The 18,376-nt window shown below is 38.3% G+C and carries 15 protein-coding genes, 1 tRNA gene, 2 rRNA genes and 2 pseudogenes; 6 read left to right on the forward strand and 14 right to left on the reverse strand.

Annotation, left to right across the window (positions count from 1 at the left end):
• Positions 1-28: 28 nt before the first annotated feature.
• Positions 29-1,222: a glycosyltransferase family 4 protein gene (locus AC1DIV_RS24105; protein WP_340878370.1), complete on the reverse strand. Its 1,194-nt coding sequence runs from the start codon at positions 1,220-1,222 to the stop codon at positions 29-31.
• A 16-nt stretch (positions 1,223-1,238) separates the two neighbouring features.
• A complete protein-coding gene (locus tag AC1DIV_RS24110; RefSeq protein WP_340878369.1) occupies positions 1,239-4,106 on the reverse strand; it encodes a CDP-glycerol glycerophosphotransferase family protein in 2,868 nt (955 codons plus the stop codon).
• Between the two features lie 538 nt (positions 4,107-4,644).
• On the opposite strand from AC1DIV_RS24110, the gene AC1DIV_RS24115 reads away from it, so the two are divergent.
• Both AC1DIV_RS24115 and galU read left to right on the forward strand, forming a co-directional pair.
• The gene (locus tag AC1DIV_RS24115) at positions 4,645-6,192 is read left to right on the forward strand and encodes a right-handed parallel beta-helix repeat-containing protein (protein WP_340878368.1); all 1,548 of its coding nucleotides are present in this window, start codon (positions 4,645-4,647) and stop codon (positions 6,190-6,192) included.
• Between the two features lie 427 nt (positions 6,193-6,619).
• The gene (galU, locus tag AC1DIV_RS24120) at positions 6,620-7,504 is read left to right on the forward strand and encodes a UTP--glucose-1-phosphate uridylyltransferase GalU (RefSeq protein ID WP_340878366.1); all 885 of its coding nucleotides are present in this window, start codon (positions 6,620-6,622) and stop codon (positions 7,502-7,504) included.
• 15 nt (positions 7,505-7,519) lie between these two features.
• On the opposite strand, the pseudogene AC1DIV_RS24125 reads toward galU, so the two are convergent.
• Positions 7,520-8,034: pseudogene (locus AC1DIV_RS24125) on the reverse strand (transposase); the annotation flags it as partial.
• Between AC1DIV_RS24125 and AC1DIV_RS24130 the strand changes: the two are divergent.
• Positions 8,028-8,141, forward strand: a pseudogene (locus AC1DIV_RS24130) (integrase); the annotation flags it as partial. The pseudogenes AC1DIV_RS24125 and AC1DIV_RS24130 overlap by 7 nt on opposite strands.
• A 104-nt stretch (positions 8,142-8,245) precedes the next feature.
• On the opposite strand, the gene groL reads toward AC1DIV_RS24130, so the two are convergent.
• Both groL and groES read right to left on the reverse strand, forming a co-directional pair.
• Entirely contained in the window at positions 8,246-9,883 is a 1,638-nt protein-coding gene (gene groL / locus AC1DIV_RS24135; RefSeq protein ID WP_034306335.1) for a chaperonin GroEL, read from the reverse strand.
• Positions 9,884-9,941: 58 nt separating this feature from the next.
• Positions 9,942-10,226, reverse strand: a complete 285-nt coding sequence (gene groES / locus AC1DIV_RS24140; RefSeq protein ID WP_034306337.1) for a co-chaperone GroES — start codon at positions 10,224-10,226, stop codon at positions 9,942-9,944.
• A 333-nt stretch (positions 10,227-10,559) separates the two neighbouring features.
• Between groES and AC1DIV_RS24145 the strand changes: the two genes are divergently transcribed.
• Both AC1DIV_RS24145 and AC1DIV_RS24150 read left to right on the forward strand, forming a co-directional pair.
• Entirely contained in the window at positions 10,560-11,285 is a 726-nt protein-coding gene (locus AC1DIV_RS24145; protein WP_034306339.1) for a CPBP family intramembrane glutamic endopeptidase, read from the forward strand.
• Positions 11,282-11,494 carry a YdiK family protein gene (locus tag AC1DIV_RS24150; protein WP_034306342.1) on the forward strand — a complete coding sequence of 71 codons (213 nt, stop codon included), beginning with the start codon at positions 11,282-11,284 and terminating at the stop codon, positions 11,492-11,494. Before AC1DIV_RS24145 ends, AC1DIV_RS24150 begins: the two co-directional genes overlap by 4 nt.
• A 28-nt stretch (positions 11,495-11,522) precedes the next feature.
• Here the strand turns inward: AC1DIV_RS24150 and AC1DIV_RS24155 are convergent, their stop codons facing one another.
• Together AC1DIV_RS24155 and moaC are read right to left on the reverse strand one after the other, a co-directional pair.
• Positions 11,523-12,182: a redox-sensing transcriptional repressor Rex gene (locus AC1DIV_RS24155; protein ID WP_034306345.1), complete on the reverse strand. Its 660-nt coding sequence runs from the start codon at positions 12,180-12,182 to the stop codon at positions 11,523-11,525.
• A gap of 33 nt (positions 12,183-12,215) precedes the next feature.
• Positions 12,216-12,722, reverse strand: a complete 507-nt coding sequence (gene moaC, locus AC1DIV_RS24160; RefSeq protein ID WP_034306347.1) for a cyclic pyranopterin monophosphate synthase MoaC — start codon at positions 12,720-12,722, stop codon at positions 12,216-12,218.
• Positions 12,723-12,855: 133 nt separating this feature from the next.
• On the opposite strand from moaC, the gene AC1DIV_RS24165 reads away from it, so the two are divergent.
• Positions 12,856-14,775: an ABC transporter ATP-binding protein gene (locus tag AC1DIV_RS24165; protein ID WP_340878345.1), complete on the forward strand. Its 1,920-nt coding sequence runs from the start codon at positions 12,856-12,858 to the stop codon at positions 14,773-14,775.
• Between the two features lie 279 nt (positions 14,776-15,054).
• On the opposite strand, the gene tsaD is transcribed toward AC1DIV_RS24165, so the two are convergent.
• The 7 genes from tsaD to AC1DIV_RS24200 form a co-directional block, all read right to left on the reverse strand.
• Positions 15,055-16,068, reverse strand: a complete 1,014-nt coding sequence (gene tsaD, locus AC1DIV_RS24170; protein WP_063596068.1) for a tRNA (adenosine(37)-N6)-threonylcarbamoyltransferase complex transferase subunit TsaD — start codon at positions 16,066-16,068, stop codon at positions 15,055-15,057.
• Positions 16,065-16,517 carry a ribosomal protein S18-alanine N-acetyltransferase gene (rimI, locus tag AC1DIV_RS24175; protein ID WP_053533463.1) on the reverse strand — a complete coding sequence of 151 codons (453 nt, stop codon included), beginning with the start codon at positions 16,515-16,517 and terminating at the stop codon, positions 16,065-16,067. Before rimI ends, tsaD begins: the two co-directional genes overlap by 4 nt.
• A gap of 22 nt (positions 16,518-16,539) precedes the next feature.
• Positions 16,540-17,232, reverse strand: coding sequence for a tRNA (adenosine(37)-N6)-threonylcarbamoyltransferase complex dimerization subunit type 1 TsaB (tsaB, locus tag AC1DIV_RS24180; protein WP_340878342.1), 693 nt, complete (start codon positions 17,230-17,232; stop codon positions 16,540-16,542).
• Positions 17,232-17,684 (reverse strand): tRNA (adenosine(37)-N6)-threonylcarbamoyltransferase complex ATPase subunit type 1 TsaE, encoded by a 453-nt coding sequence (tsaE, locus tag AC1DIV_RS24185; protein ID WP_034306358.1) that lies wholly within the window; start codon positions 17,682-17,684, stop codon positions 17,232-17,234. The genes tsaB and tsaE overlap by 1 nt, the downstream gene beginning before the upstream one ends.
• A gap of 184 nt (positions 17,685-17,868) precedes the next feature.
• Positions 17,869-17,942, reverse strand: a tRNA-Met gene (locus AC1DIV_RS24190).
• 57 nt (positions 17,943-17,999) lie between these two features.
• Positions 18,000-18,115, reverse strand: a 5S ribosomal RNA gene (gene rrf / locus AC1DIV_RS24195).
• A gap of 118 nt (positions 18,116-18,233) precedes the next feature.
• A 23S ribosomal RNA gene (locus AC1DIV_RS24200) occupies positions 18,234-18,376 on the reverse strand; the annotation flags it as partial.

Below are 18,376 nucleotides of genomic sequence, written 5' to 3' on the forward strand. Positions count from 1 at the left end.
CCTTAATAATAGAATAAGAATACTTTGTTTAAACTAAGGAATTTACTGGTTGATTATTCGTGTTGTATAAATTTTCGTTGATTGTTTCTTCCCATATTTTCCCGATGTTCTCTATTTCGTAACGCTTAACATTATTAATGCCGTTTTTTGCGAAATATTTCCTTTTGTCTGCATTACCCATTAGTTCCATTAAGGACTCTGCAAATTTCTCTACATTTCCATCTTCTACGAGTACCCCATCTTCATTTTGAGCAATGATTTCACTCGGTCCCTTCGGACAATCAAAGCTCACTACTGGCACACCACATTGCATAGCCTCTACTATGACCATTCCAAATCCTTCAAACCTGGAGCTTAATGCATAAATAGAAGCTTTAGACAGTTCTATATCAATATGCTGGGTTGATCCCATTAAAATAACATGATTATAAAGTTTATACTTTGTAATTAGATCTTGAAGGTTGTTTTTCTCACGGCCATCTCCAAAAATTTTCAGCTTCCAATCTGGATATTGTTGATTTACAATTTTGAATGCCTCAATTAATAGATCGAATCCTTTTTGTGGCACTAAACGACCAGCTGCAATGATAGTCTTGGAATCCAAAGGAGATATCACACCTTGTAAATTTGGAATAGAGTTGGTGATTTTCTTTACTTTCACTTTTCCACCTTTTAGAAGTTGTGTGTAGTCCATTGTATCCTCATCTGTTAATGTGGCCAAATAATCCAGCTTACCATAATGTTTTAAAATGGATTTCTTCATGTTTTCAGGATAGATGGAGAAATTTAAATGCTCTTGTCCAATAATACGAACCTCTTTATTCGCATATTTACTAGCAAAGATGTTGAAGCTTGGCCTTGTGGTGACTAAAATCCCTGAACTAATCGTTTTTAGAAAGTTATACAACTTTATATCTGTCAGTAACGAAAAGAAATGATACCCCTCGTCATCAGGATGAATAAGTCTGCTTTTCATTTTAGTTAACTTATTAGCTGTTTTTGTTTTTAAGCTTGTATCATCTTTTCTTCTGCTTGCTACATCGTGAAGGACAATAATTTTGATTCTGGGATCAATTTCAAAAAAGGGTACTTTACGATATCGAAAGACACTAATGATTTCTACATCGTAACCAGATTGAGCTAAATAGTTCGTCACATTTAGAACAGTCCGTACTGTGCCACCCATTCCATAAATATCAAACACTAAGAATCGAATTTTCACAACGGTCACCCCAATTCTATTCATTTTTAAATAAAGTTTCTATTGTTCTTTTAGAGGCTTTTCCGTCTTCTAAATGGCAGAATTTCTCTCTGAAACTTTTGTATCTCTGATTATATAATTTCTCTACTTTGTTAACATTTTCAATTGCATGAAAGAGCTGCTGTTCATTAAGGACTATCGGTCCTGGAGCTTCCGTCTGAAAGTCCATATAGAAACCACGAACCTGAGAACCGTAACGTGATAAATCATAGGTGAAGAAAATGATCGGTCTGTTTATATTTGCAAAATCGAACATGACAGATGAATAATCTGTAATTAACAAGTCAGAAATTAAGTACAATTCTTGAATATCGTCATAACTTGAAACATTGTAGATAAAGTCTTCAAATCCTTCAATCTTAATACGGGTAGCATCCCGGTAATGTAATCGAAGCAGTAAGACATATTCTTCTCCGAAATGTTCTTTGAAACTATTTAAGTTGAATTTAAATTCATATGGCTTATGTTGATTTCCGTTATGAAAATCATAGTCTCTCCATGTAGGAGCATACAGGATAACCTTTTTGTTTGTTGGAATATTAAGTCTTTCCTTAATTTGCACTGCTTTCCCTTCAAGGTTTGGTTTATAGAAAATATCATTACGAGGGTATCCAACATCTAACATCTGCTTTTCGAATTTGAACGCTCTCTTTAATATGGTTGATGTGTACTCATTTGGTCCTATTAGATAATCCCACCTTGCATTTCGTCTGCATATCTGAGGGGATGTATTTTCTGCATAGGATGGAGAGTTAGGGTCGATATCAAATCCGAGCTTTTTCAATGGTGTACCATGCCATGTTTGAAGATGTACTGTCTTTTCTCTTTTTTCATAAAAGTCAGGGAAGTTTCCGTTATTTACGAAATATTTAGAAGTAGCCATATAATAATAATATTTGAGGGAATGTGGTCGTACTAGAATTGGATTCCCAGGCACTTCTTGTTTAAGATTATTTAAGACCCATATAGGTTTGATATTCCGTTTTTGCTCAAGCATTTCTTCGTAGATGGCTTTTGGACTACAAGAATAGCTTTTTCCATGAAAACTTTGGAAGACGACATTCTTCTTTTTAATAGGAAGAATTTTATTACAAGCCTTATAAAAGCGAAGGCCCCATTTAGTCAGTAGTCCTTTATACTTACTTGATTGTCTTAAACGATCCTCTAAGGTTACGATTACCTTAGCTGGATCAATATTCATGGTAAATGGGATGATACCTAATTCGTGAAAAATTTCACACTGAATTAGGTCAAAGTTTATATCCTTGAGCAAGGAATCGCTTAATTCCGTAAGTCCTTGGTTAACTAAATCTACGGATGCTATAAATTGGAACTCAAGATTAGTTTTTCCCGTCTTTTCTGTTTGCCATGTAGCTGGGAAATCGTAGGTTTTACCAAATTTCCCTTTAATCGTTAGTTTACCTATGTTAGTTGTAGGGAAGTCGAGATTAGGCGGTTGGATATTTAGCTTTCCAACTATAGAAAGAATCCCTTTTTCTATTGCAACTTTTTCAATTGACTTTACGGCAAGAGAGTCTCTAGAAAATATAGACACTTCTTCATGAAGGGTATAATACGGCTTTATAGATAGGATTTTCCCTTCTTTATTAGAGAACATCTGTTGGGGTATTGAGACTAACTTTTGTTTATTCATAATGCCATCCAAACGGGTCACTAAACGATACATTTGTCCTTCTATCAAAAGGTATAAATCCCAAACTCCGGCTGTGAAAATGCCCTTTTCTAAAAGTTCTTTTACTTTGAATGTGTGAGTAAAACAAGACTGATAGATTTCAACACCGAAGTGGTATTCTTCACCAGACTGACGTTCCTTCACAACAATATCGGTGTTGTTATGGGAAACTCTCTTGGCCTTATCACGTGAAATGACACTGCCTAACAAGGTGATTTCTCCATTTTCGGAATATATTGCGTCAACTTCAGCCTGTAAGTTTTCTTTAGTCACTAATAAAGCAATTCTATGACTCTCTTCATCTATATTAATGTAAATATTCTTAATCCCGTCAGAAGACTGGAAAACGGCTGTTTTATTGAAATCTATTGTCGGTGAAATCACAATCGGTAGAATCATCTCTTGATTCTTAAAGGTCATTTTAATATGGAGGTCTGTTGATTTTTCATCTAATAACTCATAAGAATTTTTGGAGAAGTCAAGATGAATATCGAACCCTGTCCAATCATACTTATTGTCTGTTCGTCCGAAAAATGTTGAAACATCCTGACGCGCCACATTATGAATATCCATATTTAGTTCATTATTCCCTGAACGAAGAATAAGCTGCTTCCTTACATCTTTAGCCTTCTCTACACTCCATGAGGGAACTAAAAAATATCCACTTAACATTAAACTACCGTTTTCTTCAAGGGCAAAATTTTCTATCTTGAGGATAGCTTTACTTTCCTCGCATTTAAAAGATAAATTCCCTTTAATGGTGGAATAAGGAACTAACGAAATATTTGAGTTTGTTAAATAAAAAGGGGGTAATTCAATGGATTCTGTAAGTTTATTTTTGACCCGAAATTTACTTATAGTTCCTTCTTTTTCATTTTGTAGATAAGCATCCCAGATTCCCGTTGTAAGGTAGTTAATATAATTATCTATAGAAATATCTATACTTAAAATATCGGTTTCTCCGTACTCGTTTACTGGAAACTTCAAAACCTGTTGTGATGATCTCTCGATTAATGTGAAAGACACTGTTCCTTCTTTTACCATTTCATCTGTTTTCAATGTGATGTTTAATATTTCACCTTGGTACTTGATATCAAACAAAGAACACTCTGACTGTTCCTTTGGAAGCCATAATAATTCTAAAACCTTCATGTTGCACCTCTCAAATCAAAAAATATAATGAGTTTTTAACTCACAAGGTTCTGTTGTTTGTGAAAAAAACTTTTAACAGTCACGGATCATGAGTGTTAATAGAATTCCTAGTCTCCAAACTTATTAAGTTTTGATAAAATCCGTAAGAAAATCATATCTTTTGGGAAGTATTCATTTGTAAAAAGAGGAGTTTGTTTTTTGCATGAACCAATTCCCAATTGTATAATGTATTTTGCGATAATTTTACATAAAATTCATATATTTTTTACAATAACCTAATATTTTAAACAAAATTGAGTATATCATACCATCTAGTTACAAACCATAAGGATTTTTTGTTTGTAATTACGTAAGGATAGGGAATATAGTTGAAAGATGAAATTAGAACCATATACATCCGTTTATTACATTGAACCACAGAAGCTTAATTTATACTTATCTCAAAATGGTAAACTATTCGAAATAAAGATTGTTAAAAAATAAGTGTTTTAGCTGATATGTTACTATCAAACTACTGACAAAAGGAATTATCTTTCAAATGAACAAAAAACAACGTGTAATAAACAAACCAATAAAAGTAACTTTTATCATCATCTGTTTTATTTTTGCCTTTTTTATTATTCTCGAAGGCATCGAATCATTGAAAGACAATGAGTCGTCTAAATCTGTCTTCAATGTACAAGCTTTGGGTGCAAAAGGGGATCGTATTCATAACGATACGAAAGTAATTCAAGAAACCTTAGACTTGGCTAAGACAAGCAATACGCCGATCAAGATTTTCATTCCAAAAGGAACATATAAACTTACAAATACGTTACGTATATATAAAAATACTCATTTAGTTCTAGAAGACGGTGCTGTGCTATTGCGTAGTCATGACAATACAATTATGGTCAATGGTGACGCTGGGGCTATGTACACGGATTATAATGGACATGGCAATATTACTATAGAGGGTGGAATCTGGGATGGCAATATCACAAACTACCCAGACCCGTTCAATGCTATTGGAATTGCAAGAGGTAAAAATATTACCATAAGAAATATAGAAGTTAGAGATATAGCCAGTGGTCATGCTATTGATTTAAACGCTTCCAAAAATGTCGTAATAGAAAATAGCGAATTTTTGGGATTTAAGGACACAACACCTGACCACTCCCGCTTTTATTCAGAAGCTATCCAAGTTTCTGAGCATACTAAATTGGGTTTTAGTCAATATGGAGAGTATGATGGAACACCTTCCAAAAATGTCACAATTCGCAACTGTTACTTTGGTGCTAGTGGAACGAAGGGCACAATTGCTTGGCCAGTAGGAATTGGAAACCATGGTTCTGTCCACAACAAATTCAGCACGGATATTAAGATACACGATAACATATTTAGAGGAATTACCTTCGTAGCGATTCGTAACTTTAAATGGAAAGATACTACCATCCAAAACAATACTTTTTTAGATGGTAACAGAGGGATAGCCCTTTCTAACCCTAATGGAAAAGGGGAATCTTCGAAAACGTCTGATGGTATTCAAACTGGACTACCACAATCAGGTAGTCATACGACGATATCGAAAAACACATTTGAAAATACTCGTAGAGAGAATATATATGGTGAGGGTTGGCCTAACCATTCAACTATTGCAAAAATAGAGTCCGTTATTATATCTGATAACGTCTTTAATCATCAACTTGGTGGTAATCAAAGGCCTAACATTTATCTCAACTGGGTAGATGATGTATATATTTCAAACAATAGGATCTCCAATGCCTATCTCGGAATATATTTGGGATTTGCTAGTAATGTAACGATCAGTAAAAATACGTTGGAAAATATTGTGACTGATGGATTATTAGTAGACGAACCTGATAAAAACTATCAACATAAAGGATATACAAATAATATTGAAGTAACGCAAAATAATCTCTCGAATTTTGGTAAAATGGGGCTGTTTATTCAATATACAAAAGGATTTACTATCAAAGAAAATAAAATTATAACTAGCCCTGAGAAAAACAGTATTCAGGTGGACAATTTGTCCAGCAATGGTGAAATTTTAGAAAACACGATTATTACAGATGTGAATCAATAAAAATAATAATGAAAAAGACAACTTAGTGTATGGAATGAGAAAGAAATAGAGAATAGAGGAAAAAGACTAGCTGAAGGGCGTAAATGTCGCACAAGAAGGAACCACTAAATATCTAGTGCTAAAGGAAAAAACGGATCTTCTTGAAAGGTCTCAATATATTCAAAATCATTTTTACTTTAAGACAGTAAGCCTATATATGAATGGATGACATCCCTGTTTCCAGCAAAGGTATATAAAATGAAGAATCCCATGTTAAAAACGTTACAAAAATGTTAATTGATTATGACATAAAAATTACATATTATAGTATAGTAGGTAAAATGGATCAATAAACGGATATCTAATAAAGGAACTCATAAATTCATGTGTTTTTTTATTAGATTTTTGTTGTGTTCTTAGATAAATAAAATAATCGGGGGAATTAAATTTGAAAAAAGTAAAAAAAGCAATAATTCCAGCAGCAGGGTTAGGTACTAGATTTTTACCAGCTACGAAAGCTATGCCAAAGGAAATGTTACCAATTGTAGATAAACCAACAATTCAATACATTATTGAAGAAGCGGTGGCATCAGGAATCGAAGATATTATTATTGTTACGGGTAAAGGGAAGCGCGCAATAGAAGACCACTTCGATAATGCTCCAGAACTCGAACGGAACTTACTAGAAAAAGGAAAATTAGACGTTCTAGATAAAGTACGTTATCCTTCAGATCTTGCGAATATTCACTATATACGACAAAAAGAGCCAAAAGGACTAGGACATGCTGTTTGGTGTGCACGTAATTTCATTGGAGACGAACCATTTGCCGTGCTTTTAGGTGATGATATTGTTCAAAGTGATACTCCATGTGTACGTCAATTGATTAATCAATATGAACAAACAGGCTCTTCTATTATAGGAGTACAAAAAGTACCACACAATGAGACACATCGTTATGGAGTTATTGATCCTTCTACTATAGAAGGTAGACGTTATCAAGTGAGTAATTTTGTTGAAAAGCCAATGCAAGGGACTGCACCATCTAATTTAGCAATAATGGGACGTTATGTCTTAACACCTGAAATATTTGAGTTCTTGGAAAACCAAGAAACAGGTGCCGGTGGGGAAATCCAATTGACAGACGCTATTCAAAAGTTGAATGAGATGCAAAGGGTCTACGCTTATGATTTCTACGGAAATAGGTTTGATGTTGGTGAGAAATTAGGGTTTGTAAAAACTACAATTGAGTTTGCATTGCAACACGAAGAATTACGTAGTGACGTCCTTAAAATTATGGAAGAATTGCTTAAGAAAGAAATGATTCATAATTAAACCGAGATATTGAACTTACAATATTTTCGAAAAGGTTTTGTTTATTAAAAGTGCATAAATCCAATGTAAGAGTTTGTTTGCACAAGCTTATCACAGCTACTCTAAAAGGTTTTCCTTCTTCTCATTTCTTATCATAAAACTCTCGTAATCTCTTATTATGAGGAAGGGTTTCATCGTTGTTTTCTATTTGCGACAGTCAAGATAGAACATATATCAGCCATATACAAAGCTTGTCGTAATCTGCTAGAGCCTCTTTTGATAATTCGATTGTAAGTACCTTTGAATTTGCCAGATTCAAATACACTTGGATCAAGACCGGCAAATGCGACTAGTTTCTTAGGGTGATTAAACCTTTCAATTCCCCCAATTTCAGAAATAATCGTGGTTGCGATTTTTTCACCGATACCGGGAATTGATCGGATAATCTTAGATTCTTCAATACTTTTTGCTAAAGCATCTATCTCATTTCCAAGCATGGATAGATGTTTTTTGTGTTCAAAGAGCTAATTAATATACATATCTAAGATTAGGGCATTCAGACATCAACACGACGATGAACATTTACGCTCATATGACAAAAAATATCGAAGAAAAGACCTCCCATAAGTTCAGTGAACTTACGAAAGGTCTCCTCTAATTGGTGAAGTAAATTTGTTTCAAAAACTGAAAGTTAGCAAAAAGTTAGCATTTCACTAATCTCCACCTTACAAACCCCTATATATCAAGGGTTCTAGGCGATGATTACATCATGCCGCCCATGCCGCCCATGCCGCCCATGTCAGGCATGCCCATGCCGCCAGCGCCTGCAGGTTCTGGTTTGTCAGCAACGACAGCTTCTGTAGTTAAGAACATGGCTGCTACAGAACCAGCGTTTTGTAGAGCTGAACGAGTTACTTTAGTAGGATCGACGATACCTGATTCGATCATGTTCACCCATTGTCCAGTAGCTGCGTTGAAGCCAGTGCCTACTGCTTCGCCTTTAAGGCGCTCTACGATTACAGAGCCTTCAAGTCCAGCATTGTGAGCGATTTGACGAACAGGCTCTTCGATGGCACGAAGAACGATTTTCACGCCTGTTGCTACGTCGCCTTCCGCTTGGATTTCAGCGATTTTATTGTATACGTTTAGAAGTGCTGTACCACCACCAGCTACGATACCTTCTTCAACAGCGGCACGAGTGGAGTTCAATGCATCTTCAATACGAAGTTTACGTTCTTTCAATTCTGTTTCAGTAGCTGCACCGACTTTGATTACCGCTACGCCACCAGCTAATTTAGCAAGGCGTTCTTGTAATTTTTCACGGTCGAATTCAGAAGTTGTTTCTTCTAATTGAACACGGATTTGGTTTACACGAGCTTGGATTTGAGCTGTATCTCCAGATCCTTCAACGATCGTTGTATTTTCTTTTGTAACAACCACTTTAGACGCACGGCCTAATGAATCGATTGTTGCAGATTTAAGATCAAGTCCGATTTCTTCAGTGATTACTTCGCCGCCTGTAAGAGCTGCGATGTCTTCAAGCATTGCTTTACGACGGTCACCGAATCCAGGAGCTTTAACCGCAACAGCGTTGAATGTTCCACGAAGTTTGTTCACAACAAGAGTTGCAAGTGCTTCGCCTTCTACATCTTCAGCAATCAATAATAGCGGTTTTCCTTGTTGTACAACTTGCTCAAGTACAGGAAGGATTTCTTGGATATTCGTGATTTTTTTATCAGTGATCAAGATATATGGATTCTCAAGGACAGCTTCCATTTTATCTGAATCAGTAACCATGTATGGAGATGCATATCCGCGATCGAATTGCATACCTTCTACTACGTCCAACTCAGTTGTGAAACCTTTAGACTCTTCGATTGTGATGACGCCGTCGTTACCAACGCGCTCCATTGCTTCCGCAATCAGTTGGCCCACTTCTTCATCAGCTGAAGAGATGGCAGCAACTTGTGCGATTGATTCTTTGTTTTCAACAGGTTGGGAAATGGCTTTCAATTCTGCAATTGCAGTATTGACCGCTTTCTCGATTCCTTTACGGATACCCATTGGGTTAGCACCAGCTGTTACGTTTTTAAGACCTTCACGGATCATCGCTTGCGCAAGAACCGTTGCAGTAGTTGTACCGTCACCAGCTACGTCGTTTGTTTTGCTTGCTACTTCAGCAACCAATTTCGCACCCATGTTTTCGAATGCATCTTCCAATTCGATTTCTTTAGCGATCGTCACACCGTCATTTGTGATAAGCGGCGAACCGAATTTTTTCTCAAGAACCACGTTACGACCTTTTGGTCCAAGCGTTACTTTAACTGCATCTGCAAGTGCGTCCACACCGCGAAGCATGGAGCGGCGAGCTTCTTCACTAAATTTAATTTCTTTAGCCATTTATAAGTACCTCCCTAAAATTTAAGAAAATTTTCGTTCAGTTAAGTATGATGTATAATTAGCCGATAACAGCTAGAATGTCGCTTTCACGTAAAATTAAGTATTCAGTGTCTTCGTATTTAACTTCAGTACCTGCATATTTTGAGAAGATAATTAGATCGCCTTGGGCAACCTCTAAAGCAACACGTTCGCCATTTTCAAGGACACGGCCAGTACCAACTGCTACTACCTTACCTTCTTGTGGCTTTTCTTTAGCAGTATCAGGAAGAACAATACCGCTTGCAGTTTTTTCTTCAGTTTGAACTAGTTCAATAATAACGCGATCACCTAATGGTTTTAACAAGTGAAACAACCTCCTCATATTCTCTTGATAATTTGTTTCATGATTATTAGCACTCTTCATCATCGAGTGCTAACACATTTATAATATTAAATAAACCGAGCCTTTTTTGCAAGTATCTTATTGAAAATTTTTTATTAATTTCTGATAAATTACGGGTAAACTACTTTAGCATAATGATTTCCTAAACATAGTCATTGAAATGTCATGTTAGGGGTACCTTTAAGTGGTGTTCTTCCCCAATTTTTGATACCATTTTGTAGTATGCGTTTATAGATTGTCCCCATGTCAGTAACGTTCCAAGCGGATGGGTGACTATAAAAGGAGTTTTCATTTTTGAAAAAAGAATATTGGTTCGTCATCATCACTTATATTGCCATGCAATTATCCAGTATTGTCGGGGTACCCATTTTCATGCTGATCGGGTCTTATACCGGAATGCCGGCTGATGAACTCGAAGTGAAATCTGCAGCATACTGGATAGTTTTCAGTTTTCTCGCTGCTTTATTCTTGATTCTTTTTTTAATGAGAAAAGATATGAGGGAAAAGTTGGACACGAGAAACCAAACTTCCGTATCCATGTCCATATTATGGGCAATTGCAGGAGTGTTCATGGCTCTTTTTGCGCAAAGCATTGCCGGAAGCATTGAACAAATGCTTGGGGTGGAGTCTGAATCTGAAAATACGCAGCAACTCATTTCACTCATTTACAAAGTCCCCATGGTCATTTTCGTCACTTCAGTAATTGGACCTATATTGGAAGAATTAATTTTCCGTAAAATCATTTTCGGATCACTTCATAAACGCTTTAACTTCTTTATTTCAGCTTTAATCAGCTCAGTTATTTTCGGCTTGGCGCATGGTGAATTTGAACATCTTCTTTTATATACGGCAATGGGCTTCACTTTTGCTTTCCTTTATGCGAAAACAGGCCGCATTCTCGTATCCATGAGCGCTCATATTGCGATGAACACGCTTGTTATCATCCTTCAAGTGGTATATCGGGAGGATATTGAGAAGATGCTAGATACTGCACAGGCCTTCATCGGAGGTTTATTATGAAACGGCAATCACCATTATTCATGGGCATCATTTATGCAGGCTTAGGAGCTCTTTTTACCGCTATCGCAATTCAAACCGTCAATTCTTCAGGATGGGGACTCTTTGCCTACATACTTGTCCTTATTGCGACTCTTGATTTTGGATCGGGATTGCGCATGATCATGCTGCACTTTAAGATTAAAGCCGCACAAAAAAATAAGAAAAAATAAAAAAACGCTGCATAGCTGCAGCGTTTTTTCATTCCTCCAAAGCGGCTTCTTCCACTACCGGATAATGTTTCAGGAAGTAGATGAGCGACTGAAGTTCCACGGCCAGGTCAATGTGGTGGACCCTTATGGATGGCGGCACGGTCAGCCGTGCAGGAGTGAAATTCAATATTCCTTTTATGTCAGCTTTGACTAGACGATCGGTTATCGTCTGGGCTACCTGTGCAGGCACTGTCAATATAGCCGCAGTAATATTATTTTCCTGCAATAGTGTATCGATTTGATCCATATGGTAGATGGGCACATCAGCTATTCGCTTGCCGACCTTTTCTTCAGAAACTTCGAAAGCCATTTCAATTTTTGTATTATTATTTTTCATGAAATTGTAATTTAAAAAAGCGGTTCCTAAATTCCCCACTCCAATTAAAGCGACTTTGGTCAATTCGTCTTGATCTAGTGTTTTCCTGAAGAAGGATAATAAATAATTGACATTGTAGCCGTAGCCTTTTTTCCCAAGCGCGCCAAAGTAGGAAAAATCACGGCGAATGGTAGCAGAATCCACTTTTACGGCTTCACTTAGCTCAGCCGAGGAAACTCTTTGTTTGCCTGAGGAATGTAAGTTCTTTAAAAATCGATAATACAATGGCAACCTTTTGGCTGTTGCCTGCGGTATCTTTGGGTCATGGTTCATTGTTCTTCCCCGCCTTCACACATGCTTTTCAACTTAATCTCTATCTGTTCGTTTTACTTGCCTTTTATAATCGCTACTAGACACTCCGCCTGTTTTCTCCACTAAGAATGTAGGCCCGATCACCATTCCCTTATCAATGGCCTTACACATGTCATAAACAGTCAAGGCAGTCACGGATGCAGCTGTTAACGCTTCCATTTCCACACCTGTACTCCCTTTTGTCTTAGCTTCCGTTTCAATCCTAAGCCTATATCCTTGTTCTTCTTTTTCCCAATCAAAGGCTATATTGACCCCTTGCAGAGCAATGGGATGGCACATCGGAATTATATTGGATGTATTTTTGCTGGCCATGATTCCTGCAACTTGTGCAACAGCCAGTACATCACCTTTTTTCATTTTATGGTTCGTGACCAATTCATATATTTCATCATTCAATAAAATGCTCGACTGAGCCACTGCCGTCCGGGTTGTTTCAGGCTTAGCACTCACATCGACCATTTTGGCCCTGCCCTGTTCATTAAAATGCGTTAAGTCTCCCATTTAAGTAACCCCTCCTAAATCATACACTATTATTCCACTTTATGTAACAGCTTTTCTTTCAGCTTGGAACCAAGCTGTTGCCGATAATAACTAAAATACGTTAAACTAACAGTAATCAATTGAGGTGAAATCTATGATTTTATTACAAATCAATCAACTATCGAAATATTATGGAGCTGAACTTATTTTATCAAATATGAAGCTCGAAGTTCAAAATAAAGATCGAATTGCCCTTGTCGGCCGAAATGGCGCCGGCAAATCCACTCTGCTAAAAATCATAGCCGGGCAGCTTTCCCATGATGGCGGTGAAATAATCAAACCAAAAGGCGTCACCATCGGCTATATGGCCCAGGATACTGGATTGGAATCCGAATTGACCATTTGGGATGAAATGCTTACTGTATTCACTGATCTTATAGAGCAGGAAAAGGAACTGCGTCGCCTTGAGGCTGATATGGCCAGACCTGACATCTTTGAAAACGAAACGGTTTACCAAAAAGTGCTGAATGAATACGACACTTTGATGGTGGCATTCAAAGAGAAGGGCGGTTATCAATATGAAGCGGATATCCGTTCCGTATTGCATGGTCTTCAGTTTGCCGACTTTGACTATTCTACCCCAATTTCCACTTTAAGCGGCGGGCAAAAAACAAGGCTTGCATTAGGTAAGCTGCTTTTAAGGAAACCGGATATATTGATTCTGGATGAGCCGACGAACCATTTGGATATCGAAACCCTCTCTTGGCTTGAACAATATTTACAAGGCTACCAGGGAGCTGTCCTCATTGTTTCCCATGACCGCTATTTTTTAGATAAAGTAGTAAACCTGGTTTATGAGATTTCCCGGAATAACATGAAAAAATACCATGGTAATTATAGTTCTTACCTAGAGGGAAAAGCGGAAGATTATGAGCGGGACATGAAACTGTTCGAGAAACAGCAAGGGGAAATCGAAAAGCTTCGCGATTTTGTCCAACGTAATATCACAAGGGCTTCCACAACGAAAAGAGCACAAAGCAGACGTAAACAGCTCGAAAAGATGGATGTACTGGACAAGCCGCAAGGTGATGAAAAATCGGCGAATTTTTCTTTCCAGATTGAAAGGCAAAGCGGAAATGAAGTACTCCACCTCCAGGACCTGGCTCTCGGATACGAAGGGGAAACGGTATCAAAGAATATTAATTCCCGGATGACAAAAGGAGAGAGCATAGCTCTTGTCGGACCAAATGGAGTTGGAAAATCAACTTTATTGAAAACGATCATTTCCAAGCTGCCTGCCCTTTCTGGGGATTTCCGTTTTGGAACGAACGTAGAAGTCAGCTACTACGATCAAGAGCAGGCTAACCTTGTTTCCAATAAACGCGTACTCAATGAATTATGGGACGACTATCCCCTTAAACCGGAAAAGGACATTCGCACCGTACTAGGTAATTTCCTATTTAGCGGGGACGATGTTTTGAAAACCGTTTCCACACTAAGCGGGGGCGAAAAGGCTCGGCTTGCTCTAGCCAAAATGATGATGCAAAAAGGGAATTTTTTAATTCTTGATGAACCAACGAACCATTTGGACCTCGATAGTAAATTGGTGCTTGAAAATGCATTAATTGATTATCCGGGAACTATTCTATTCGTCTCACATGACCGTTATTTCATAAACCGGATAGCAACGAAAGTGATAGAGCTCTCCAAAGACGGCAACGAAGAATTCCTCGGTGATTATGATTACTATCTAGAGAAGAAACAGGAGCAAGCGGAAATCCAAGCACTTGAACAGCAGGATCAGGCTAAAACTTTAGATGCGGCTGTAGAAAAAACAAATTACAAAATTGATAAAGAAGCAAAAAAAGCTGAACGCCAGCGAAAACGGCGCATTGAGGAAATCGAGACAGCCATGGAGCTTCTTGAAACCGAAATAAACGAATATAATGACCTCCTATGTGATCCAAATGTTTTTCAGGACCACGAAAAAGTATTGGAAGTCCAAACAAAACTTGATCATGCACAAGAAAGTTTGGATCAGCTTCTCGAAGAATGGGCTGAACTGGAAGAGTGATAAAAGACCGAGTCAATTGACTCGGTCTTTTTCTTTTCCAACCAAAGTGTCGCTTGAAAGTTATCCACAAACTTGTTAACAAACCACTTACCGCTTATTAGCCATTAATTTGAGTTATACACATTATCCACAGAAACATATCCACTTATCCACAAAAACACCCCTTTATACACATGCAGGATGATTATCAAAAAAACTTTATCCACAGAATATTCTATTATTTTATTAACACGATAAAAAGACAGGATGCCAAAGTGAGCGATCCTGTCTTCTCGTCCATTAAAATGCTTCTATATCCAATCCAGGATTTCCGTTCAAATCCAAACCGGATCTCTTTCCCTTTTCAAACATGACACTGCCAGCAGCACCAATCATGGCAGCATTGTCTGTACAAAGATAGAGGGGCGGAATGGATATATCCATAGGTAAATCCTTAAAAGCTTCCGTTAATGCTTCCCTAAGGCCTTTATTTGCCGCAACTCCTCCAGCAAGCAATACCTGTTTCACATTATATTCCTTTGCAGCCTTCACAGCTTTCATTACAAGCACTTCTATCACGCTTGCTTGGAAACTTGCCGCTAAATCTTTAGGTTCAATTTTTTCCCCGCGCTGTTCTGCATTATGCAAAGTGTTGATTACCGCTGATTTCAACCCGCTGAAAGAAAAGTCATAGCTGCCATCCAACCATGCCCTAGGCAGTTTCAAGGTTGGTGAGCCTTCTTGCGCAAGCCTATCGATATGAGGCCCGCCAGGATAAGGGAGCCCCAAGGTTCGAGCCACTTTATCATACGCCTCTCCTGCTGCATCATCCCGCGTCTCCCCGATCACCTTGAAAGAACCCGGTTCTTCTAAAAGCACCAATTCCGTATGACCTCCCGAAACGACTAAAGAAAGCGCAGGATACTCAATCTCCTGAATAAGCCGATTTGCATAGATATGACCAGCGATATGATGCGTACCGACAATCGGGATTCCATGTGCGAAAGCTACAGCCTTCGCCGCATTCACACCTATTAATAGAGCCCCTACAAGGCCGGGACCTTCAGTAACGGCAATGGCATCCAAGTCTTCATATGTCACACCCGCTTGCAGCAGCGCTTCTTCAAGAACAATCGTAATTTGTTCTACATGATGACGGGAAGCTATTTCCGGGACGACACCGCCAAAACGTTTATGGCTTTCTATTTGTGAAGCCACGACATTACTCAGTATCTCCGTTCCATTTTTTATGACGGCTGCCGCAGTTTCATCACAGCTTGTTTCAATTCCTAATATAATTTGATTTTTTTTCATGAAAAATTCACCCACATAACATAAGCATCCTCTTGATTGTCTGTATAATAATTCTTTCGGATTCCGCCCTTTTGGAAACCAAGTTTTTCATAAAGCGAAATGGCTACGGCATTACTGACACGGACCTCAAGTGTCATCCTCACCACACCCATTGAAATGGAGATTTCAATCATCTTCCTGAGCAAAGCTTCTCCAAGCTTTTGCCCTCGGTATTCTGGTAATATCGCAATATTGGTTATGTGCGATTCATCAATGACGATCCAGGCACCGCAATAACCGGCAATTTTCCCTTCATCCTCTATCACCATGTATACAGCATATTGATTATGATTCAATTCATTAAAAAAAGCTTCCCGGCTCCAAGGCAAAGTAAAAGACTGCTTTTCCACATTAAGCACTTGGTCGATATCTGCCGTATTCATCTTTCGGAACGTCAATGTTTTACTCATAATAATCGGTCGCTTTCCTTGTTTATTTCCCCTGCTGTTCAAGCCACTTAGCTTCTGCTTCAGCCATGCGGATATAATTCGGTACAAACTGGTGAACATCCACTTCAGTCTTATCAAGACCAATGAAGGCCAGTTCGCTTGGCCTTGAATTATATGACTGTACTGGAGCAAATACCGCTAATTCGCCTAATGCATCGGTAATTGCATCCCGATGGATGTCCACATCTTGACCAACAAATAAAACAGGACGATTTAATTCCTTCAATTGATTCGCCCACTCAGAGGATAGAATATTACAATCTTCAATGACTGTCTTTAAAGAATCCTTTTCCATTTCATATAATCCAGTATAAATCTGCCCTCTTCTTGCATCGAACAAGGGAGATATCAACCCGTTAAAATAACGTCCATTAGCTGCTAAAACCTCTAAGCTGGAAACACCTGATAACGGAATCTGAAGCGTCCAGGCCAAGCTTTTCGCTATCGTCACTCCAATCCTGACCCCTGTATAGGAGCCTGGACCTTGAGCGACCACTATCTTAGTCAATTCCTTCGGTTTAGTATCGCAGTCCCTCAACAGTGTTTCAATTGCTGGCATTACCCGCACCGAATGATTTTTCTTTAGGTTCGTCGTATACTCACCAATTACTTGATTCCCGTTTACAAGTGCAATCCCTAATGTGAAATTCGATGTATCTATAGCTAAAACCTTCATCAAATAATCTCCTTACATAACTTTACATATCGTTCGCCTTTGGCTTCCAAAACAATACGCCGGCTTGTATCGCCCAAACGATAGATATAAATGGTCAAGATTTCCTCTGGGAGGTGATCCTTTATTAAATGGGCCCATTCAACGACAGTCACACCATCACCATCAAAATATTCATCAAAGCCTAAATCTTCTTCCGATTCACTTACCCGATAGACATCCATATGATACAAAGGCAAGCGACCCATGTACTCCTTTATTATCGTAAAGGTAGGGCTATTCACCATTCTGGTAACACCCAATCCTTTAGCCAGCCCTTTTGTGAATGCAGTCTTCCCTGCACCCAAGTCACCTTCTAGAGCCAGCACATCTCCACTGGAAAGCTTTTGTGCCAATTTGTGCGCAAATTGCGCTGTTTCTTCCTCATTCTGAGAAATCCATTCAACATGTTGCATATATCAATCACCTTTATCATTATTAGGAAAACGTCCGTCCTATAGTTCATGTCGAGAACCGAACAAAAACCATTCTATATGTAGTTTACCTTGTTTCAAAAGAAGAAACAAATAAGTTAAGGACATATTATTCGAATTTCAGATAAAACAAAAAAACGAAACCTAAGTTTCGTTTTTTTCATGATTGCGGGGACAGGATTTGAACCTGCGACCTTCGGGTTATGAGCCCGACGAGCTACCGGACTGCTCCACCCCGCGACGGTATAAATGTTTCTTTTATAAATATAGTATTCCCGTTTATTCAAAAAGAATACAGCTTGGCGGCGTCCTACTCTCACAGGGGGAAACCCCCAACTACCATTGGCGCTGAAGAGCTTAACTGCCGTGTTCGGAATGGGAACGGGTGTGACCTCTTCGCTATCGCCACCAAACATTTAATCTTTTTAGCACATTTATTATCATAACATGTATGAAGTCAAAATGCAAGAAGAAATTTTCATTCCTTCAAAACTAGATAATAAGAAGAAGGTATTTCATTTTTTTAAAGCGTTGGTTAAGTCCTCGATCTATTAGTATCAGTCAGCTCCACATGTCACCATGCTTCCACCTCTGACCTATCAACCTGATCATCTTTCAGGGATCTTACTAGCTTGCGCCATGGGAAATCTCATCTTGAGGGGGGCTTCATGCTT

The sequence above is a fragment of the Peribacillus sp. 05N428 genome, assembly GCF_056397085.1.